At 65.6% G+C, this 16,078-nt stretch carries 14 protein-coding genes and 1 tRNA gene; 4 read left to right on the forward strand and 11 right to left on the reverse strand.

Features of this window, described 5'->3' with window-relative positions; all coding sequences use genetic code 11:
- Positions 1-73: 73 nt before the first annotated feature.
- Positions 74-1,030 carry a transaldolase gene (gene tal, locus AC1DEL_RS10850; RefSeq protein ID WP_092290827.1) on the forward strand — a complete coding sequence of 319 codons (957 nt, stop codon included), beginning with the start codon at positions 74-76 and terminating at the stop codon, positions 1,028-1,030.
- A 4-nt stretch (positions 1,031-1,034) separates the two neighbouring features.
- On the opposite strand, the gene AC1DEL_RS10855 is transcribed toward tal, so the two are convergent.
- From AC1DEL_RS10855 to rnr, 3 genes are read right to left on the reverse strand one after another with little or no spacing between them, the layout of a single operon-like run.
- Positions 1,035-1,763 (reverse strand): SIR2 family NAD-dependent protein deacylase, encoded by a 729-nt coding sequence (locus tag AC1DEL_RS10855; protein WP_441593551.1) that lies wholly within the window; start codon positions 1,761-1,763, stop codon positions 1,035-1,037.
- Between the two features lie 16 nt (positions 1,764-1,779).
- On the reverse strand, positions 1,780-2,523 hold the full coding sequence (rlmB, locus tag AC1DEL_RS10860; RefSeq protein ID WP_092289663.1) for a 23S rRNA (guanosine(2251)-2'-O)-methyltransferase RlmB: 744 nt from the start codon (positions 2,521-2,523) through the stop codon (positions 1,780-1,782).
- 42 nt (positions 2,524-2,565) lie between these two features.
- Positions 2,566-5,172 (reverse strand): ribonuclease R, encoded by a 2,607-nt coding sequence (gene rnr, locus AC1DEL_RS10865; RefSeq protein ID WP_477159067.1) that lies wholly within the window; start codon positions 5,170-5,172, stop codon positions 2,566-2,568.
- 69 nt (positions 5,173-5,241) lie between these two features.
- Between rnr and AC1DEL_RS10870 the strand changes: the two genes are divergently transcribed.
- The 3 genes from AC1DEL_RS10870 (at position 5,242) to AC1DEL_RS10880 (ending at position 6,746) form a co-directional block, all read left to right on the forward strand.
- Positions 5,242-5,328: transfer RNA gene (locus AC1DEL_RS10870), tRNA-Leu, on the forward strand.
- 306 nt (positions 5,329-5,634) lie between these two features.
- The gene (locus AC1DEL_RS10875; RefSeq protein WP_477159068.1) at positions 5,635-6,072 is read left to right on the forward strand and encodes an Rrf2 family transcriptional regulator; all 438 of its coding nucleotides are present in this window, start codon (positions 5,635-5,637) and stop codon (positions 6,070-6,072) included.
- 62 nt (positions 6,073-6,134) lie between these two features.
- Complete coding sequence (locus AC1DEL_RS10880; protein WP_477125738.1) at positions 6,135-6,746, forward strand: NAD(P)-dependent oxidoreductase; 612 nt, start codon at positions 6,135-6,137, stop codon at positions 6,744-6,746.
- A 59-nt stretch (positions 6,747-6,805) separates the two neighbouring features.
- Here the strand turns inward: AC1DEL_RS10880 and AC1DEL_RS10885 are convergent, their stop codons facing one another.
- From AC1DEL_RS10885 to der, 8 genes are all read right to left on the reverse strand, one after another.
- Positions 6,806-7,375 (reverse strand): phosphoribosyltransferase, encoded by a 570-nt coding sequence (locus AC1DEL_RS10885; RefSeq protein WP_092289671.1) that lies wholly within the window; start codon positions 7,373-7,375, stop codon positions 6,806-6,808.
- Positions 7,376-7,524: 149 nt separating this feature from the next.
- Positions 7,525-8,868 carry an adenylosuccinate synthase gene (locus AC1DEL_RS10890; protein WP_092289673.1) on the reverse strand — a complete coding sequence of 448 codons (1,344 nt, stop codon included), beginning with the start codon at positions 8,866-8,868 and terminating at the stop codon, positions 7,525-7,527.
- A gap of 177 nt (positions 8,869-9,045) precedes the next feature.
- The gene (locus AC1DEL_RS10895) at positions 9,046-10,197 is read right to left on the reverse strand and encodes an ATP phosphoribosyltransferase regulatory subunit (RefSeq protein ID WP_441593550.1); all 1,152 of its coding nucleotides are present in this window, start codon (positions 10,195-10,197) and stop codon (positions 9,046-9,048) included.
- A gap of 164 nt (positions 10,198-10,361) precedes the next feature.
- Positions 10,362-11,261: a protease modulator HflC gene (gene hflC / locus AC1DEL_RS10900; RefSeq protein ID WP_092289677.1), complete on the reverse strand. Its 900-nt coding sequence runs from the start codon at positions 11,259-11,261 to the stop codon at positions 10,362-10,364.
- Between the two features lie 11 nt (positions 11,262-11,272).
- Positions 11,273-12,616, reverse strand: a complete 1,344-nt coding sequence (hflK, locus tag AC1DEL_RS10905; protein ID WP_092289679.1) for an FtsH protease activity modulator HflK — start codon at positions 12,614-12,616, stop codon at positions 11,273-11,275.
- Positions 12,617-12,734: 118 nt separating this feature from the next.
- Positions 12,735-14,003, reverse strand: a complete 1,269-nt coding sequence (hflX, locus tag AC1DEL_RS10910; protein ID WP_477125739.1) for a GTPase HflX — start codon at positions 14,001-14,003, stop codon at positions 12,735-12,737.
- 164 nt (positions 14,004-14,167) lie between these two features.
- Positions 14,168-14,407 (reverse strand): RNA chaperone Hfq, encoded by a 240-nt coding sequence (gene hfq / locus AC1DEL_RS10915; protein WP_092289682.1) that lies wholly within the window; start codon positions 14,405-14,407, stop codon positions 14,168-14,170.
- Between the two features lie 210 nt (positions 14,408-14,617).
- Positions 14,618-15,961 (reverse strand): ribosome biogenesis GTPase Der, encoded by a 1,344-nt coding sequence (der, locus tag AC1DEL_RS10920; protein WP_092289684.1) that lies wholly within the window; start codon positions 15,959-15,961, stop codon positions 14,618-14,620.
- Positions 15,962-16,078 lie beyond the last annotated feature (117 nt).

Genomic DNA, 16,078 nt, shown 5'->3' on the forward strand with positions numbered 1-16,078 from the left:
CGTGCCAGCGCCGTTACAATGAATGCTGACTTCCCAAGCGGGCGGCAACTGACGGAACCGGATGGAACAGATCATGACCGAGCTAGAGCAACTGAGACAATTCACCACGGTAGTGGCCGATACCGGCGACTTCCAGTTGATGAAGCAGTACACGCCGCAGGACGCGACCACCAATCCGTCCCTGATTCTCAAGGCGGTGCAGAAGGCCGAATATCGGCCCCTGCTCGAGCAGGCCGTGCGCGACCATCATGGCAACGCGGGCCTGGACGCCGTGATGGACCAGCTCCTGATCGCCTTTGGCTGCGAGATCCTGGCCATCGTGCCGGGCCGCGTGTCCACCGAGGTCGATGCACGGCTCTCGTTCGACACCCAGGCCACCGTGGACAAGGCGCGCCACCTGATCGGGCTGTACGAGCAGCGCGGCGTGGCGCGGGAGCGCGTGCTGATCAAGATCGCCTCCACCTGGGAAGGCATCAAGGCGGCCGAGATCCTCCAGCGCGAAAACATCCGCTGCAATATGACGCTGCTGTTCTCACTGGTGCAGGCCGTGGCCTGTGCCGAGGCCGGCGCGCAGCTGATCTCCCCGTTCGTCGGCCGTATCCTCGACTGGTACAAGAAGCAGGCAGGTGACAAGTGGGACGCCGACGCCAATGCCGGCGACAACGACCCGGGCGTGCGCTCGGTGCGGCAGATCTACGACTACTACAAGAGTTTCGGCCATGCGACCGAGGTGATGGGCGCGAGCTTCCGCGGCACCGGCCAGATCCTGGCCCTGGCTGGCTGCGACCTGCTGACGATCAGCCCGGAGCTGCTCGAGCAGTTGGCGGCTGGGCGCGGCACGGTCGAGCGCAAGCTGTCGGTAGAGCATGCGCAGGCAGCGAATGTGGCGCGCGTCGTGGCCGACGAGCCGGCGTTCCGCTGGCAACTGAACGAGGACGCGATGGCCACCGAAAAGCTGGCCGAAGGCATCCGCCTGTTCGCGGCCGACGCGGTGAAGCTGGAAAAGCTGGTGGGAGAGCTGGCCGCCTAGGCCCTTACCACAGCGCCGGCAGGCACTGCCCTGCTGGCGCCGCCAGCACGAGGTCCGCGGTGGCGTCCAGCGCCGACGGCTGCGGATTGACCACGATCACGAACGCCCCGTTCTCCCTGGCCATGCCCGGCAGCGCCGCCGCCGGATACACCAGCCCCGACGTGCCGACCACCAGGCACAGATCGCAGGTCTCCGCCGCGTGCTCGGCGCGATAGCGCGCCACGCGCGGCAGATCCTCCCCAAACCAGACCACCCCGGGCCGCATCATCGCGCCGCACAGCGCGCAATGCGGCGGCTCGCCCGGTACCGGCGGCACCGTGTCGCAGTGTCCGCAGCCATCCAGCCATTTGTTGGCGAACAGGTTGCCGTGCAACTCGATCACATGCTGGCTGCCGGCCTGCTGGTGCAATCCGTCGATATTCTGCGTGACCAGCGTGACCGGTTTCTGGTCCGCCAGCTGCGCCAGCGCGAAGTGCGCGGGGTTGGGCTGGGTGGCCGAAACCATCGCGCGGCGGTGCTCGTACCACTGCCAGACCAGCGCCGGCTGGCGCCGGAACGCGGCCTCTGTAGCGAGATCTTCGGGGTCGAAGCGGGCCCAGAGGCCCGTCAGCGCGTCACGGAACGTCGGCACGCCCGATTCCGCCGAGACCCCCGCGCCAGTCAGCACGAAGATCTGGCGCGCCGCCGCGATTCGGTCGCGCGCCTGGGCGAGCAATGCCGCGTCCAGAATCATCGCCAATATGCCGATGTCAGCGCGGCAGTCGGCGCTGGCGCACCGCCTCGTACAGGCAGACGCCGCTCGCCACCGACACGTTCAGGCTTTCCACGCCGCCCGCCATCGGAATGCCGACCAGCTCGTCGCAGGTCTCGCGCGTCAACCGGCGCATGCCCTCGCCTTCGGCGCCCATGACGATCGCCATCGGGCCCTTGAGGTCCAAGTCGTACAGGGTCTTCTCGGCGCCGTCGACCGTGCCGACCACCCAGATGCCGCGCTCCTGCAGCTCGCGCAGCGTGCGCGCGAGGTTGGTCACGGTGATGTAAGGCACGGTTTCGGCCGCGCCGCTGGCCACCTTGGCCACCGTGGTGTTCAGCCCGACGCTGCGATCCTTCGGGGCGATCACGGCATGCGCGCCGGCGCCATCGGCCACGCGCAGGCAGGCGCCGAGGTTGTGCGGATCGGTCACGCCATCGAGCACCAGCAGCAGCGGCGTGCCTTCGATGCTATCGAGCAGTTCGTCCAGATTGAGCGCCAGCGAGATGTCGTCGGCACGCGCCACCACGCCCTGGTGGCGATCGGTGCCGGCCATGCCGCGCAGGCGGTCGGCATCCACCGGATGCAGGCGCACGTTCAGGCTTTCCGCGAGGCGGATGAAGTCCTGCATGCGGCGGTCGCGCCGGTTGGATTCGATATAGATGTCGGACACGCTCTTCGCGTCTTGGCGAAGGCGTGCGTTCACGGCGTGAAAGCCGATCAGGAGTTTGTGTTTGGCCATGGCGGGATTGTACCCGCCATGGCCACCCCGGCGCCGCGTGTTTTAACGCTTGCGTGCCGGGCGCGCGGTCTTGGCCGCCGCCTTGGCGGTGCGCTTGGCCGTGGGCTTGCGCGGCTGCTCGAGGTGCGCGGGCTTGGGCTTGGCCGCGCGCTTGGCCGGCTTGCCGCCGGACTTGCCATGCGGCGCATGACCCACATGCGGCTTCATCGGCGTGATCACCGCCTCGAACACCGGCTGCTCCTCGATCACGCGGTCCRGCGTCTCGTCGAACGATTCCTCAGGCTTCGACGTGCCGCCAAGCAGCGCCGCCAGCTGACGGCCCTTCTTGCGCGCGGGCACCGCATGGGCGGCCGGAACGCGCGGTTGCACTTCGGGTCCCGTCGTGCGGGCGCGCAGCGTCTTGGCCGACGGCTCCTGCACCAGGCGGAAGTCGATCTTGCGAGCGTCCAGGTCGACGCGCGACACCTGCACGCGCACGCGGTCGGTCAGCCGATAGCGGATGCCCGTGCGCTCGCCGCGCAGTTCGTTGCGAGCCTCGTCGAACTGGAAGTAGTCGCTGCCCAGTTCGGTCACGTGCACCAGCCCTTCGACATAGAGTTCGTCGAGCTGCACGAAGATGCCGAAGGAGGTGACCGCGCTGACCGTGCCGGCGAAGTCGCTGCCGAGCTTGTCGCGCATGAAGTAGCACTTCAGCCAGGCCTCCACATCGCGGGAGGCCTCGTCAGCCCGGCGCTCGTTTGCCGAGCAGTGCAGGCCCAGCTCATCCCAGATGGCTTCGTTGCGCTTGGCCCGGGCGGCCGAGTTCTGCGCCTTCTTCTCGGCATCGGCCGCGTTCAAGCGGCGCGCCTTGGGCGAGACCGCTGTGTTCAGCTCGGTGCCGTGCGCGAACGCCGGTTGGTACTTGGTGTGCGCCAGCACGGCCTTGATCGCGCGGTGCACGAGCAGGTCGGGATAGCGACGGATCGGACTCGTGAAGTGGGCGTAAGCCTCATACGCGAGGCCGAAGTGGCCGATATTGTCGGGGCTGTAGACCGCCTGCTGCATCGAGCGCAGCAGCATGGTCTGGAGCATCGGCGCGTCGGGGCGGGACTTGATCTTGTCCATGACCTCGGCGTAGTCCGATGCCTGCGGCTTGTCGCCACCGCCCAGAGACAGGCCGGACGTGCGCAGGAACTCTCGCAGGTTCTTGAGTTTTTCCTCGCTCGGGCCCGCGTGGATGCGGTACAGCGCCGGATGCTTGAAGCGCTCGAGGAAGTCGGCCGCGCAGACGTTGGCCGTCAGCATGCACTCCTCGATCAGCCGGTGCGCATCGTTGCGGGTGCGCGGCAGGATCTGCTCGATCTTGCCCTGCGCGTTGCAGACGATGTAGGTCTCGGTGGTGTCGAAGTCGATCGCCCCGCGCTCGCGGCGCGCCTTGAGCAGGACCTGGAATAGCTCGTACAGGTTCTGCATGTGCGGCACGAGGTCACCGCGCTTGTGCGCCTCGGGACCCTTGGTGTTCGACAGCACGGCCCAGACCTCGTTGTAGGTCAGGCGCGCCTTGGAGTGCATCACCGCCGGGTAGAACTGGTAGCCCTTGAGTTCGCCCTTGGCCGTGATCACCGCGTCGCAGACCATGCACAGGCGGTCCACGTGCGGGTTCAGCGAGCAGAGGCCGTTGGACAGCTTCTCGGGCAGCATCGGAATCACGCGGCGCGGGAAGTAGACCGACGTGGCGCGGTCCAGCGCATCGGCGTCCAGCGGCGTGCCTGGGCGCACGTAGTGCGACACGTCGGCAATCGCCACGATCAGGCGCCAGCCCTTGGCGCGGCCGATCTTGACCGGCTCGCAATAGACGGCATCGTCGAAGTCGCGCGCGTCTTCGCCATCGATGGTGACCAGCGGGATGTCGCGCAGGTCGATGCGATGGTCGAGGTCGGCTTCGCGCACCTCGTCCGGCAGCCCCTGCGCTTCCTTGGCGGCGGCCGGCGAGAACGCATGCGGCACGCCGTACTTGCGCACGGCGATCTCGATTTCCATGCCGGGATCGTCGATATCGCCCAGAATTTCCACCACGCGGCCCACGGGCTGCACGTAGCGGTCCGGATACTCGATCAGCTCCACGCTGACCACCTGTCCCACGCGGGCCTTGCCCTGCTGCTTGGGCGGAATAAGAATGTCCTGGCCGATGCGCTTGTCCTCGGGCGCTACCACGAGCACCCCGTTCTCGGACAGCAGGCGACCAATCACATAGCGGTTGGCGCGCTCGACGATCTCGACGATCTGCCCTTCCGGGCGGCCACGGCGGTCGTAGCCCACCACGCGCACTTGCGCGCGGTCGTTGTGCATCGCCTTCTGGAGTTCGCGCTCGGGCAGGAAGACATCGTCCTCACCGTCATCGCGAATCAGGAAACCGAAACCGTCGCGGTGCCCCTGCACACGGCCGACGATGAAATTCGGTTGGTGGGCCAGCTCATAGCGGCCCTTGCGGTTCAGTTCGATCTGGCCGTCGCGCTCCATCGCGGCGAGGCGCTTCTGGAAGCCGTCGTGCTCCTTGCGCGTGACGGCCAGGGCCTTGGCGATATCGCCTGCCGATTGCGGCGACCCCGAAGTTCTCAGCACGCCGAGGATTTCTTCCCGGCTAGGGATCGGATAGTTGTTCTGATTCAATTTTTCTGGAAACTATTTGACAAACGTTTTACGGTCGCTATAATGGCGGCTTCGGTTGTTTCGACACCTGCCCAGGTGGCGGAATTGGTAGACGCACTAGGTTCAGGTCCTAGCGGTGGCAACACTGTGGAGGTTCGAGTCCTCTCCTGGGCACCAGGTTTCAGCGAGAAGCCCGCAACGCAAGTTGCGGGCTTTTTGTTTTGCGGCATCGCTATGATTTTCGCGTTGCCGACGCTGATCCGAGAAACCTGCAAATCCGCACTCCCCTCTACGCCATTCTGGCTTGTGAATTCATTGGCGGCACGGCGCCGTCGATGAGTGTATCAGTTTCAGTGCCGATTCCGGCATTATCCGGCACGATTCGGCCACCCTTCGCGAAAAACAAACGGCAACAATGGCCATTTACCGTGTTGACAGTTYRACCATCTGTAACTAMKATGGTTTCACATTGAGATTTCSYKCATGASCACCAGCAGCCGGTTTGCCGTCGCCGTTCACACCCTGACCCTGCTCGCGCAGAGCGACGGCCCCGTGCCGTCGTCGATGATCGCCGGCAGCGTGGGGACGAACCCGGCGCTGATCCGGCGCATCATCGGCGCCCTGACCGACGCCGGATTCGTGGCCACAACGATGGGCAGCACCGGCGGCGCCACGCTTGCGCGGCCCGCATCGGCCATCACGCTGCTCGAAGTGTTTCGTGCCGTGGAGACACCGTCGATGATCACGCTGCACCAGAGCGCGCCCAACCCAGCCTGCATGGTCGGCCGCGAGATCACCGGGGCGCTGCGCCAGGTGGCAGACCGGGCGCAAGCTGCCATGGACGCCACGCTCGCGGACATCACCATTGCCGGCATGCTCGCGGATGTCGAACACGCCGCCGCGCAGCGCCGCAAGCGCTGATTTTTTTACCTCGATATGTAACCATCTTGGTTTCATATCGCCACTGTGAAGGAGCAACACCCATGAAAATCGCCATCATCGGCGCCACCGGCAACGTGGGCACCCGCCTCACCGATGAAGCCCTGCGCCGCGACCACACCGTGACCGCCCTCGCCCGCCAGGCCAGCAGCCTGCCGGCACGCACCGGCGTGACGCCGCGCAACGTGGATGTGGCCGACGGCGCAGCTCTCGCCGCCGCCCTGCGGGGCCACGACGCCGTGATCAGCACCGTGCGATTCCTGCAGGCCAAGGCGCCGCAGATCGTCGATGCGGTCAAGGCCGCCGGGGTCGAGCGCTTGCTGGTGGTGGGTGGCGCAGGCAGCCTGTTCGTGGCGCCCGGCGTGCAACTGGTCGACACGCCGACGTTCCCAGCCCAGTACAAGGACGAGGCCGCCGCAGGCCGTGATTTCCTGAATGCGCTGCGCGGCGAAACCGCGCTGGCGTGGACGTTCCTGTCCCCGTCCGCGCTGTTCCTGCCGGGCGAACGCACGGGCAAGTTCCGGCTCGGTGGGGAGGAACTGCTGGCCGATGCGGCCGGCAAGAGCACGATCTCGATGGAAGACTACGCGATCGCCATGCTCGACGAGATCGAAGCGCCGGCGCATGTGCGCCAGCGGTTCACGGTCGGCTACTAGTCCGGCTACTGAGTCCGGATCGCGGATAGCGCAGCCGACATGGCGATGGCTCGGCCGGCTCAGGCCGCCGAGTCGTCGTCCAGCAGCGAGGCGCGCTTGCCGCGCTTGAGCCAGGCCGCCAGGTTGTGCGGACGCAGCGTGTCGTATTCCTCGAACGGCTGGTGGATCCAGGGGTTCGACGGCAGGAACGTCACATGGTAATCCGGCTCCACCTTCGAGCACGCCTTGTACCAGAGCACGGCCGAGCGCACGTCGGTCACGGCCGGATAGCGCTCCTTCAGGTGGCGGCCCACACGTTCCAGCGTCACGCCGGAATCTACGAGGTCGTCCACGAGCAGGATCTTGCCGGACAGCTCGCCGCGCGTCATCGTGATGTACTGGGCGATGTCGAGATCGCCCTGCTGCGTGCCCGCCGCCTCGCGGTAAGAGCTGGTGGCCAGGATGGCCAGCGGCACGTCGAAAATCCGCGACATCTGGTCACCCACGCGCAGGCCGCCGCGTGCCAGGCACAGGATCTTGTCGAACTTCCAGCCCGACTCGTGCACGTTCAGCGCCAACCGCGCGACCAGGCGGTGGTAATCATCCCAAGAGACCCACAGGTTCTCTTCGTCATTGGTAGGCAGGTTCATGATCTGTTTCTTCTCTCAGGTCAGGTCTCTGGTCGATGACCGATAGACAAAGCCGATAAAGCTTCGGCCCGCATTCCGCGGGCCGATTGGCTTGGTGAGGCCGCGACACTCGTGGCGCCGCGATCATGCTCACGGGTAATACCGATACGTCAGGCCACCTGGTACGGGTGGCGCAGCAGGATCGTTTCGTCGCGGTCCGGACCGGTCGAGATCATGTCGATCGGAATGCCGACGACTTCCTCAATCCGCTTCAGGTACACGCGGGCCGCCTCGGGCAGCGCGTCCCATTGCTTCACGCCGAACGTCGACTCGTTCCAGCCCGGGAATTCCTCGTACACCGGCACGCAGGCGGCCACGGCATCCGAGCCGCGCGGCAGGATGTCGACGGTCTTGCCGTCGAGCTCGTAGCCCACGCACAGCTTGATCGTTTCCAGGCCGTCCAGCACGTCGAGCTTGGTCATGCACAGGCCCGAAACGCCGTTGATCTGCACCGAACGCTTCAGCGCGGCGGCGTCGAGCCAGCCGGTGCGACGCGGACGGCCGGTCACCGAGCCGAATTCCTTGCCGACGTTGGCCAGGCGCACGCCCACGGCGTCCTGGCGCGCGGGGTTGTCGTTGTCATACAGCTCGCTCGGGAATGGGCCCGCACCGACGCGCGTGCAGTAGGCCTTGGTGATGCCGAGGATGTAGTTCAGACGGCCCGGGCCGACGCCCGCGCCCGCTGCAGCCGCACCAGCCACGCAGTTGCTCGACGTGACGAACGGATACGTGCCATGGTCCACGTCCAGCAGCGTGCCTTGCGCGCCTTCGAACATCAGGTTGCCGCCGCTCTCGTTCACGGCGTACAGCTCGGCCGACACGTCCGCCACCATCGGCTTCAGGCGCGGCGCGTACGACAGCATCTCGTCGAGAATCTGCTGGTAGTCCACGGCTTCGGCGCCCAGGTACTGGGTCAGCATGAAGTTGTGGAATTCCACGTTCTCGCGCAGGCGCTCGGCGAAGTGCTTCGGATCGAACAGGTCCTGCACGCGCAGCGCGCGGCGGGCAACCTTGTCTTCGTAGGCCGGGCCGATGCCACGACCGGTGGTGCCGATCTTGGCGGCACCACGGCGCGCTTCGCGGGCCTTGTCGATGGCKACGTGGTACGGCAGGATCAGCGTGGTGGCTTCGGAGATGCGCAGGCGGTTCTGCACCTGGAGGCCGGCGGCCTCGAGTTCCTCGATCTCACGGAAGAGTGCCTCGGGCGACAGCACAACGCCGTTGCCGATGTAGCAGACGGTGCTCTCGCGCATGATTCCCGACGGGATCAGTCGCAGGATGGTCTTCTTGCCGCCGATGATGAGCGTGTGGCCAGCGTTGTGGCCGCCCTGGAACCGCACCACGCCTTTTGCATGATCGGTAAGCCAATCGACGATTTTCCCTTTGCCTTCGTCACCCCACTGGGTTCCGATCACGACGACATTGCGTCCCTGGCCTACTGCGGATGCGGACATGTTGAATTGGTCAGAAGGTTAAAAACGTATTCTACTCTCGTTGCCGGACGGTTCCCGATTTTCGGGCGCACGTATGACACCGCGACAGCGATTTTGCGCCGAAAAAAGGCGCAAAAAGTCACATGGAGAGCGGAGGAAAATGCCGGAACGCGTCGTGCGAACCGGCTGAATCGGGTCTTAGCGCGGTACCACCACCCAGGCATCGCCCTGACGAACCAGCTGCCGGTCGCAGTTGAATTCATCGAGCTCATGAGTATGGCCGGGCAGCGACTGAATCACGATCTCGCCGGTCGCGCGCAGCGACGCGATGGTCGTGCGCAGGCCCGGATCGGCGTCCCACGGGGCGTAGATTGCCAGCGCGCGGACTTCCACCGGCGACAGTGCCGCCACCTCGCGCAGATCGAGCGAGAAGCCGGTAGCCGGGCGCGCGCGGCCGAAGGCCTCGCCGACCTTGTCGTAACGGCCGCCACGGGCCACGTAATTGGGCAGACCGGCTACGTAGGCCGTGAACATCACGCCGCTGTGATAGTGGTAACCGCGCAAATCGGAAAGGTCGATGTTCACGCTGGCGCCGCGTACCTGCGCGGCCAGCGCCGACAGCTCGTCCAGTGCGCGGCCGATGGCCGGGCTGGCCGGCAGCGTCGCGCGGGCGCGCTCGATCACCTCGACGCCGCCGTAGAGCGTCGGCAGGGCCAGCAGCGCGTCGCGCTCGGTCTGGGGCAGGCCTTCGGTCAGCACGCGCAGTGCGGGCACGTCCTTGGTCTCCAGCGCGGCAAACATCGCGTCCTCGATCTTGCGGATCGACGGCAGGCCGTCCAGCAGCGCCTCGAGGATGCCGGCGTGGCAGAGGTCCAGCCGCACATTGGTCAGGCCGGCGGCATCAAGGGCGGCCAGCATCAGTTCCTGGATCTCGACGTCCGCTTCCAGGCCGGCATGGCCGTAGATCTCGGCGCCGATCTGCAGCGGCTCGCGCGTGGCATGGAAGCCGGCCGGGCGCGCGTGCAGCACGTTGCCGGCGTAGCACAGGCGCGTCACGCCGGGACGATTCAGCAGATGGGCGTCGATGCGCGCCACCTGCGGCGTGATGTCCGCGCGCAGGCCCATGGTGCGGCCCGACAGTTGATCCACCAGCTTCAGCGTGCGCAGGTCCAGGTCATGCCCGGTACCGGTCAGCAGCGACTCCAGGTACTCGAGCATCGGGGGCATGACCAGCTCGTAGCCATAGGTGCGGAACAGGTCCAGCATGCGGCGGCGCAGTTCTTCGATCTTGCGCGCTTCCGACGGCAGGACGTCGGCAATGTTTTCGGGCAGGAGCCAGTGGTTGGACATGGTGAATCTCTTCTCTCAAAAACGGTTTCAGGCCGGCTGGTCTGACCGGCCGGCCTGGCTATCCGGCGCGGACGGCGGCGCACTTCGGCGCGGCCCCTCCAGCCGGACAAAACCCCGGGCGGGCCGGGGTTTTGTCGAACGCACGCGAGTCTGCGCGTGCCGCCCTACTTCTTGCCTGCGGGTGCGGCAGCCGGACTTCCGCCGGACGAGCGCATATAGCGGAAGAAGTCGGAATTGGGCTCCAGCACCATCACGTCACGCTTGTCGCGGAACGTGTTGCGATAGGCCTCCATGCTGCGCCAGAACTGCGCGAAGCTCGGATCCTTGCCGAAGGCATCGGCATAGACCTGCGATGCCTTGGCATCGCCCTCACCCTTGACCACCTGGGCGTCGCGATAGGCCTCGGCCAGCAGCACCTCGCGCTGGCGGTCGGCATCGGCGCGGATCTTCTCGCCCTCTGCGGCACCGGTGGAACGCAGCTCGTTCGCCACGCGCTTGCGCTCGGCTTCCATGCGGCGGTAGACCGATTCGCTGATGGCGGGCAGCAGGTCCACGCGCTTCAGGCGCACATCGAGGATCTCGACGCCCACCGACTGCGCGTACTCGGACATGCCGGCACGAATGTTCTGCATCACCTTCTCGCGCTCGCCAGCGACTACGTCAGCCACGGTGCGCTTGCCAAACTCCTCGCGCGCCACGGAGTCGATCCGCTGCGTCATGCGATCCTGGGCGCCGCGCACGTTGCCGTTGAACGCCACGAAGAACTTGCGCGGATCGGTGATGCGCCATTTGACGAACCAGTCCACCACCATGCTCTTCTTCTCGGCGGTCAGGAAACGCTCGCTGGCGGCCACGTCGATCGTCTGCAGGCGGCGGTCCATGAAGACCACGTTCTGCAGCGGCGGCGGCAGCTTGAAGTGCAGGCCGGGCTCGCGCACCACCTGCTTGATCTCGCCGAACGCGAACACCACGGCGTACTGGCGCTGGTCGACCACGAACAGCATCGACGACACCACGGCCAGCAGGATGAAAAGTCCAATCGCGAAGGAAATCAGTCGGTTCATGACGGGTCTCCTCAGCGCGAATCGCGGTCGCGGTTGCGCATGCCTTCGCGCGACCGGATGTCGGTGCCTGCCTCGGGCACGGGCGGTGCGCTCGTGCCCGGCGTCGGCGCGGGCGTGGCGGCGGTGCCTTGCACCTGCGACATCAGCTTGTCCAGCGGCAGGTACAGCAGGTTGTTGCCGCCCTTGGCGTCGATGAGGATCTTGTTCGTGTTGGCGTAGATCTGCTGCATGGTTTCCAGATAGATGCGATCACGCGTCACCTGCGGCGCCTTCGCGTATTCCGTCTGCACCGAGCGGAAACGGGCCGCATCACCCTCGGCCTGCGCCACCACGCGGGAGCGGTAGCCCTCGGCCTCTTCCTTGAGGCGGGCGGCAGTACCCTTGGCACGCGGCAGGATGTCGTTGGCGTACGACTGGCCTTCGCTGATCGCACGCTCGCGATCCTGGCTGGCCTTGTTCACGTCATCGAACGCAGCCTGCACCTGCTCGGGCGGCTGCACGCTCTGGACGTTGACCGAGATCACGCGGATGCCGGTCTTGTACGCGGACAGGATCGTCTGGATCGACTTGGCCAACGACTGCGCAATCTCCTCGCGGTTCTCGTACAGCACCGCATCCATCTTGTTGCGGCCCACGATCTCGCGCACCGACGTCTCGGCGGCCTGCGTCACCAGTTCCTCATCGCCACCGCGGTCGGTCTTGTTGAAAAACAGGAATTCGCCGGCGTCCTGGATGTCGTACTGCACCGTGAAACGGACGTCGATGATGTTCTCGTCCTGCGTGAGCATCGACGAGTCCTTGAGGTTGCTGTCCTTGATCGACGTGGCACGGCCCACCTCCACCGAGCGCACGTTCGACAAGTTGACCACCTCGGCCGACTGAACCGGCCAGGGCATGCGCCAGTTGATACCGGGGCCGGTCGTGTACTTGAACTTGCCGAACTGCAGGATCACGGCGGTCTGGCCTTCCTGCACCATGAAGAAGCCGCTGGCCAGCCAGATACCGACCACGGCCGCCACGATGATGCCCATGCCGATGTTCGAACCCTTGCCCGGCGTACGGGGGCCGTTGCCGAAGTTCGGGCCACCCCCGCCGTTGTCCTTGCGGCCCAGCAGGCCGTTCAGGCGGCGGTTGAAGTCGCGCCACAGTTCGTCGAGGTCGGGCGGGCCGTCCTGCGGCCGCTGGTTCTGCTGGCGATTCTTATCCTTGTCCTTGTCTTCATCGTCCTGACCGTTACGGCCCCAGCGGGGATCGTTCAGCGAGAAGATGGCGCGCAGGCGCGACCAGCCTGCAGGATGCAGGGCTTGGCTGCCTGGCACAGAGCGCGAGTCAGGATTCCGTTGGAACAGGGGCATGAAGTGCACGGGTCCGGGAAGTTTGGAACAGGGGGATTCTAGCAGTCATCTTGATCACTTTTGCTCAAAATCCCCAATCGGGTGGCGAATCTCGCTGAACAACAATGAGATTGCCTGCTTAATTCGCGCGCGGAGGGTCCGAATCGGGGTCATCTGGGTCATCTGGGGCATCTGGGCCCTCCCAGCCGTCCGGTTCGAACATGGCGTCGTCGGCCAGCCCCGGCACCTCGGCCAGGCGCGGGTCGTACGGCGCCGGCGCATCGGGTTGCTCCGCCAGCCAGCGCGCCACATCGACGATGGCCTCGCGCAGCACGTCGAGCCCCACGCCCTCGCGGGCGGACAGGAACACGCGCTTCGGCACGCCATCCTCGTCGCGCTCCACGCGCGGGCCCTGCTCAAGCAGTTCGGGCGCGGCGTCGATCTTGTTCATCACGACGATCTGCGGGATATCCGACGCGTTGATCTCGGCCAGCACGCGGTTGACCTGCTCGATCTGCTCATGCCGCACCGGGCTGGAGGCATCCACCACGTGGAGCAGCAGGTCGGCGTGCACGGTCTCGTCCAGCGTGGCGCGGAACGCCGCCACCAACTGCGTCGGCAGGTCGCGGATGAACCCGACCGTATCCGACAGCACGACATTACCCAGGCCCTCCAGGAACAGACGGCGCGACGTCGTATCGAGCGTGGCGAACAGCTGGTCGGCGGCATAGGCGCGCGCCTTGGTCAGCGCGTTGAACAGCGTGGACTTGCCCGCGTTGGTATAACCCACCAGCGAGATGCTGAGTGTGTCGTTACGCGCGCGGGCACGGCGCTGCGTATGGTGCTGGCGCTGGAGCCGCGACAGGTCGGCTTTGAGCCGCTTGGCGCGCTCATCGAGCATCCGGCGGTCCAGTTCGATCTGGCGCTCGCCGGGGCCGCCGCGCATGCCGATACCGCCCTTCTGCCGCTCCAGGTGGCTCCATGCGCGAACCAGGCGCGACGCCTGGTACTGGACCTGGGCGAGCTCCACCTGCACCTTGCCGACGTGGCTTTGCGCACGCTGGCCGAAGATGTCGAGGATCAGGCCAGTACGGTCGATGACATGCCGGTTCAGGAATCGCTCCAGATTCCGCTGCTGGGCGGGACTGAGCGCGTGGTTGAACACGACGATGTCGGCGTCGAGCGCGTCGGCCGCTTCCTTGAGTTCCTCCGCCTTGCCGGAGCCGATGAACAGCGCGGGGTCGGGACGCGAGCGCTTGCCCGTCAGCGTATGCACCGGCAGCGAGCCGGCCGTGGAGGTCAGCAGCGCCAGTTCGGACAGGCTTTCCTGGAAATCATGCTTGCCGAAATCCACGCCCACCAGGATGGCGCGAGACGGATCGGTATTGGAGGTAGCTCTGGGTTGCAAGCGGGAGGACGCGAAGCGCCTGAAGGAGAAACGGTTGTTAATACAATGGCCGGCTGCGGCAACGTGCCGCGGCGGATGGCACCATCCGCGTGGGACGGTACTGAAGAGGGAAGGCACGGTGCTGCGGCCGCATCGCAATGCGGCCGGCAGCGAGAGAGGAAGTATCAGCCCTCGGGGGAGTCATCCACGCGGAAGTTGACCGCGCGCGCAGGCACGACGGTGGAAATCGCATGCTTATAGACCATCTGCGTCACGGTGTTACGCAGCAGGACGACGTACTGGTCGAACGATTCGATGTTGCCTTGCAGCTTGATGCCATTGACGAGGTAGATGGAAACCGGCACGTGCTCTTTGCGCAGCGCGTTCAGGAACGGGTCTTGTAGCAATTGCCCTTTGTTGCTCATGGCACACTCCAAAATTATAGATTTAGTGATGGATGATGGGGACAAAAGTCCCCGGTTCAAGTCAGTTGGCGCAAAACCGCGCCAGAAAAAAGATCAAAACGGTACCAGGCTGGCATCAACGTGCAGGGCTTCCCCTGCTACCGTGAATTTAGCCTCAGTTCCAAACGAACGCAAACGAAACTTGGCCGCGAAGAAAGGCACCATTGCGCCTCATTCCTTCGAGTCGGCGTACGGGTTTTTGTTCGTACGAAATTCGATGCGCAGCGGTGTGCCCTTGAGTTTGAACGCTGTCCGGAAGCGGTTTTCCAGATAGCGACGATAGGTCTCGGCCACACCTTGCAGCGCGTTGCCGTGCACCACGATGATCGGCGGATTCGAGCCGCCCTGGTGCGCGTAGCGCAGCTTGGGGCGCGACGCGCCCACCCGCCTGGGCTGCTGGAACTCCACCGCTTCGGCCAGCACACGGGTCAGCTGCGGCGTGGGCAGCTTGACCATCGCGGCGGCGTACGCCTCGTCCACGGAGCGCAGCAGCGCGCCGATGCCGGTGCGTTCGCGCGCGGATACGAAGTGGAAATTCGCGAAGCTCAGGAATTGCAGCTTGCGCTCCAGGTCGTGCTTGATGCGGTCACGCGCGTGGCCGTCCAGTCCGTCCCACTTGTTCACGCCCACCACCAGCGCCCGGCCGGATTCGACGATGAAGCCGGCGATGTGCGCGTCCTGCTCGGAAATGTCCTGCTGGGCGTCGAGTAGCAGGACGACCACGTTGGCGTCGGCAATCGACTGCAGCGTCTTGACCACCGAGAACTTCTCGATCGCCTCGAACACCTTGCCGCGCTTGCGCAGGCCAGCCGTGTCGATCAGCGTGTACGGCTTGCCGCCCCGCTCGAATTCCACATAGATCGCGTCACGCGTGGTGCCCGGCATGTCGAACGCGATCACGCGCTCCTCGCCGATCAGCGTGTTGACCATCGTGGACTTGCCCACGTTCGGGCGCCCCACGATCGCGATCTTCACACCGCGATGGCTCTCATCCGTCTGCTCGGCGAGCTCCGGACGCTCCTGCACGGCCATCTCCAGCGCCTCGTCCACGAGTTCGCTCACGCCGTCGCCGTGCGTGGACGAAATCGCATAGGGGTCGCCCATGCCGAGTTCGTAGAAGTCCGCGGCTACCGAGGTGTACTTCATGCCCTCGGCCTTGTTCACGGCCAGCATGATGCGACGACCGGTCTTGCGCAGGTAGTCGGCGATCACACGGTCCTGCGGCGCCAGGCCCAGGCGGCCGTCGACSAGGAAGATGACSACRTCGGCCTCGACCACGGCCTGGCGCGTCTGCTTGGCCATCTCGGCCACGATGCCGTCCTTGGCCACGGGTTCGAAACCACCCGTGTCGATAACGATGAACGGACGCTCGCCGATGCGGCCTTCGCCGTAGTGGCGGTCACGCGTGAGACCCGGCAGGTCGGCCACAAGGGCGTCCCGGGAGCGGGTCATGCGATTGAATAGCGTCGACTTGCCCACATTCGGGCGTCCGACGAGTGCGATAACTGGTTTCATGCAATAAACGGAAACGGGGGGCGGCATATGCCGTCCCCCGGCAACTCCGGAGTCATGTTGATCCGACAACCATCGCACGGATTACCGCGCGGCTGGCCGTATTCCCTGAAATGGGGC

Source organism: Cupriavidus sp. 10L43_2 (assembly GCF_056395265.1).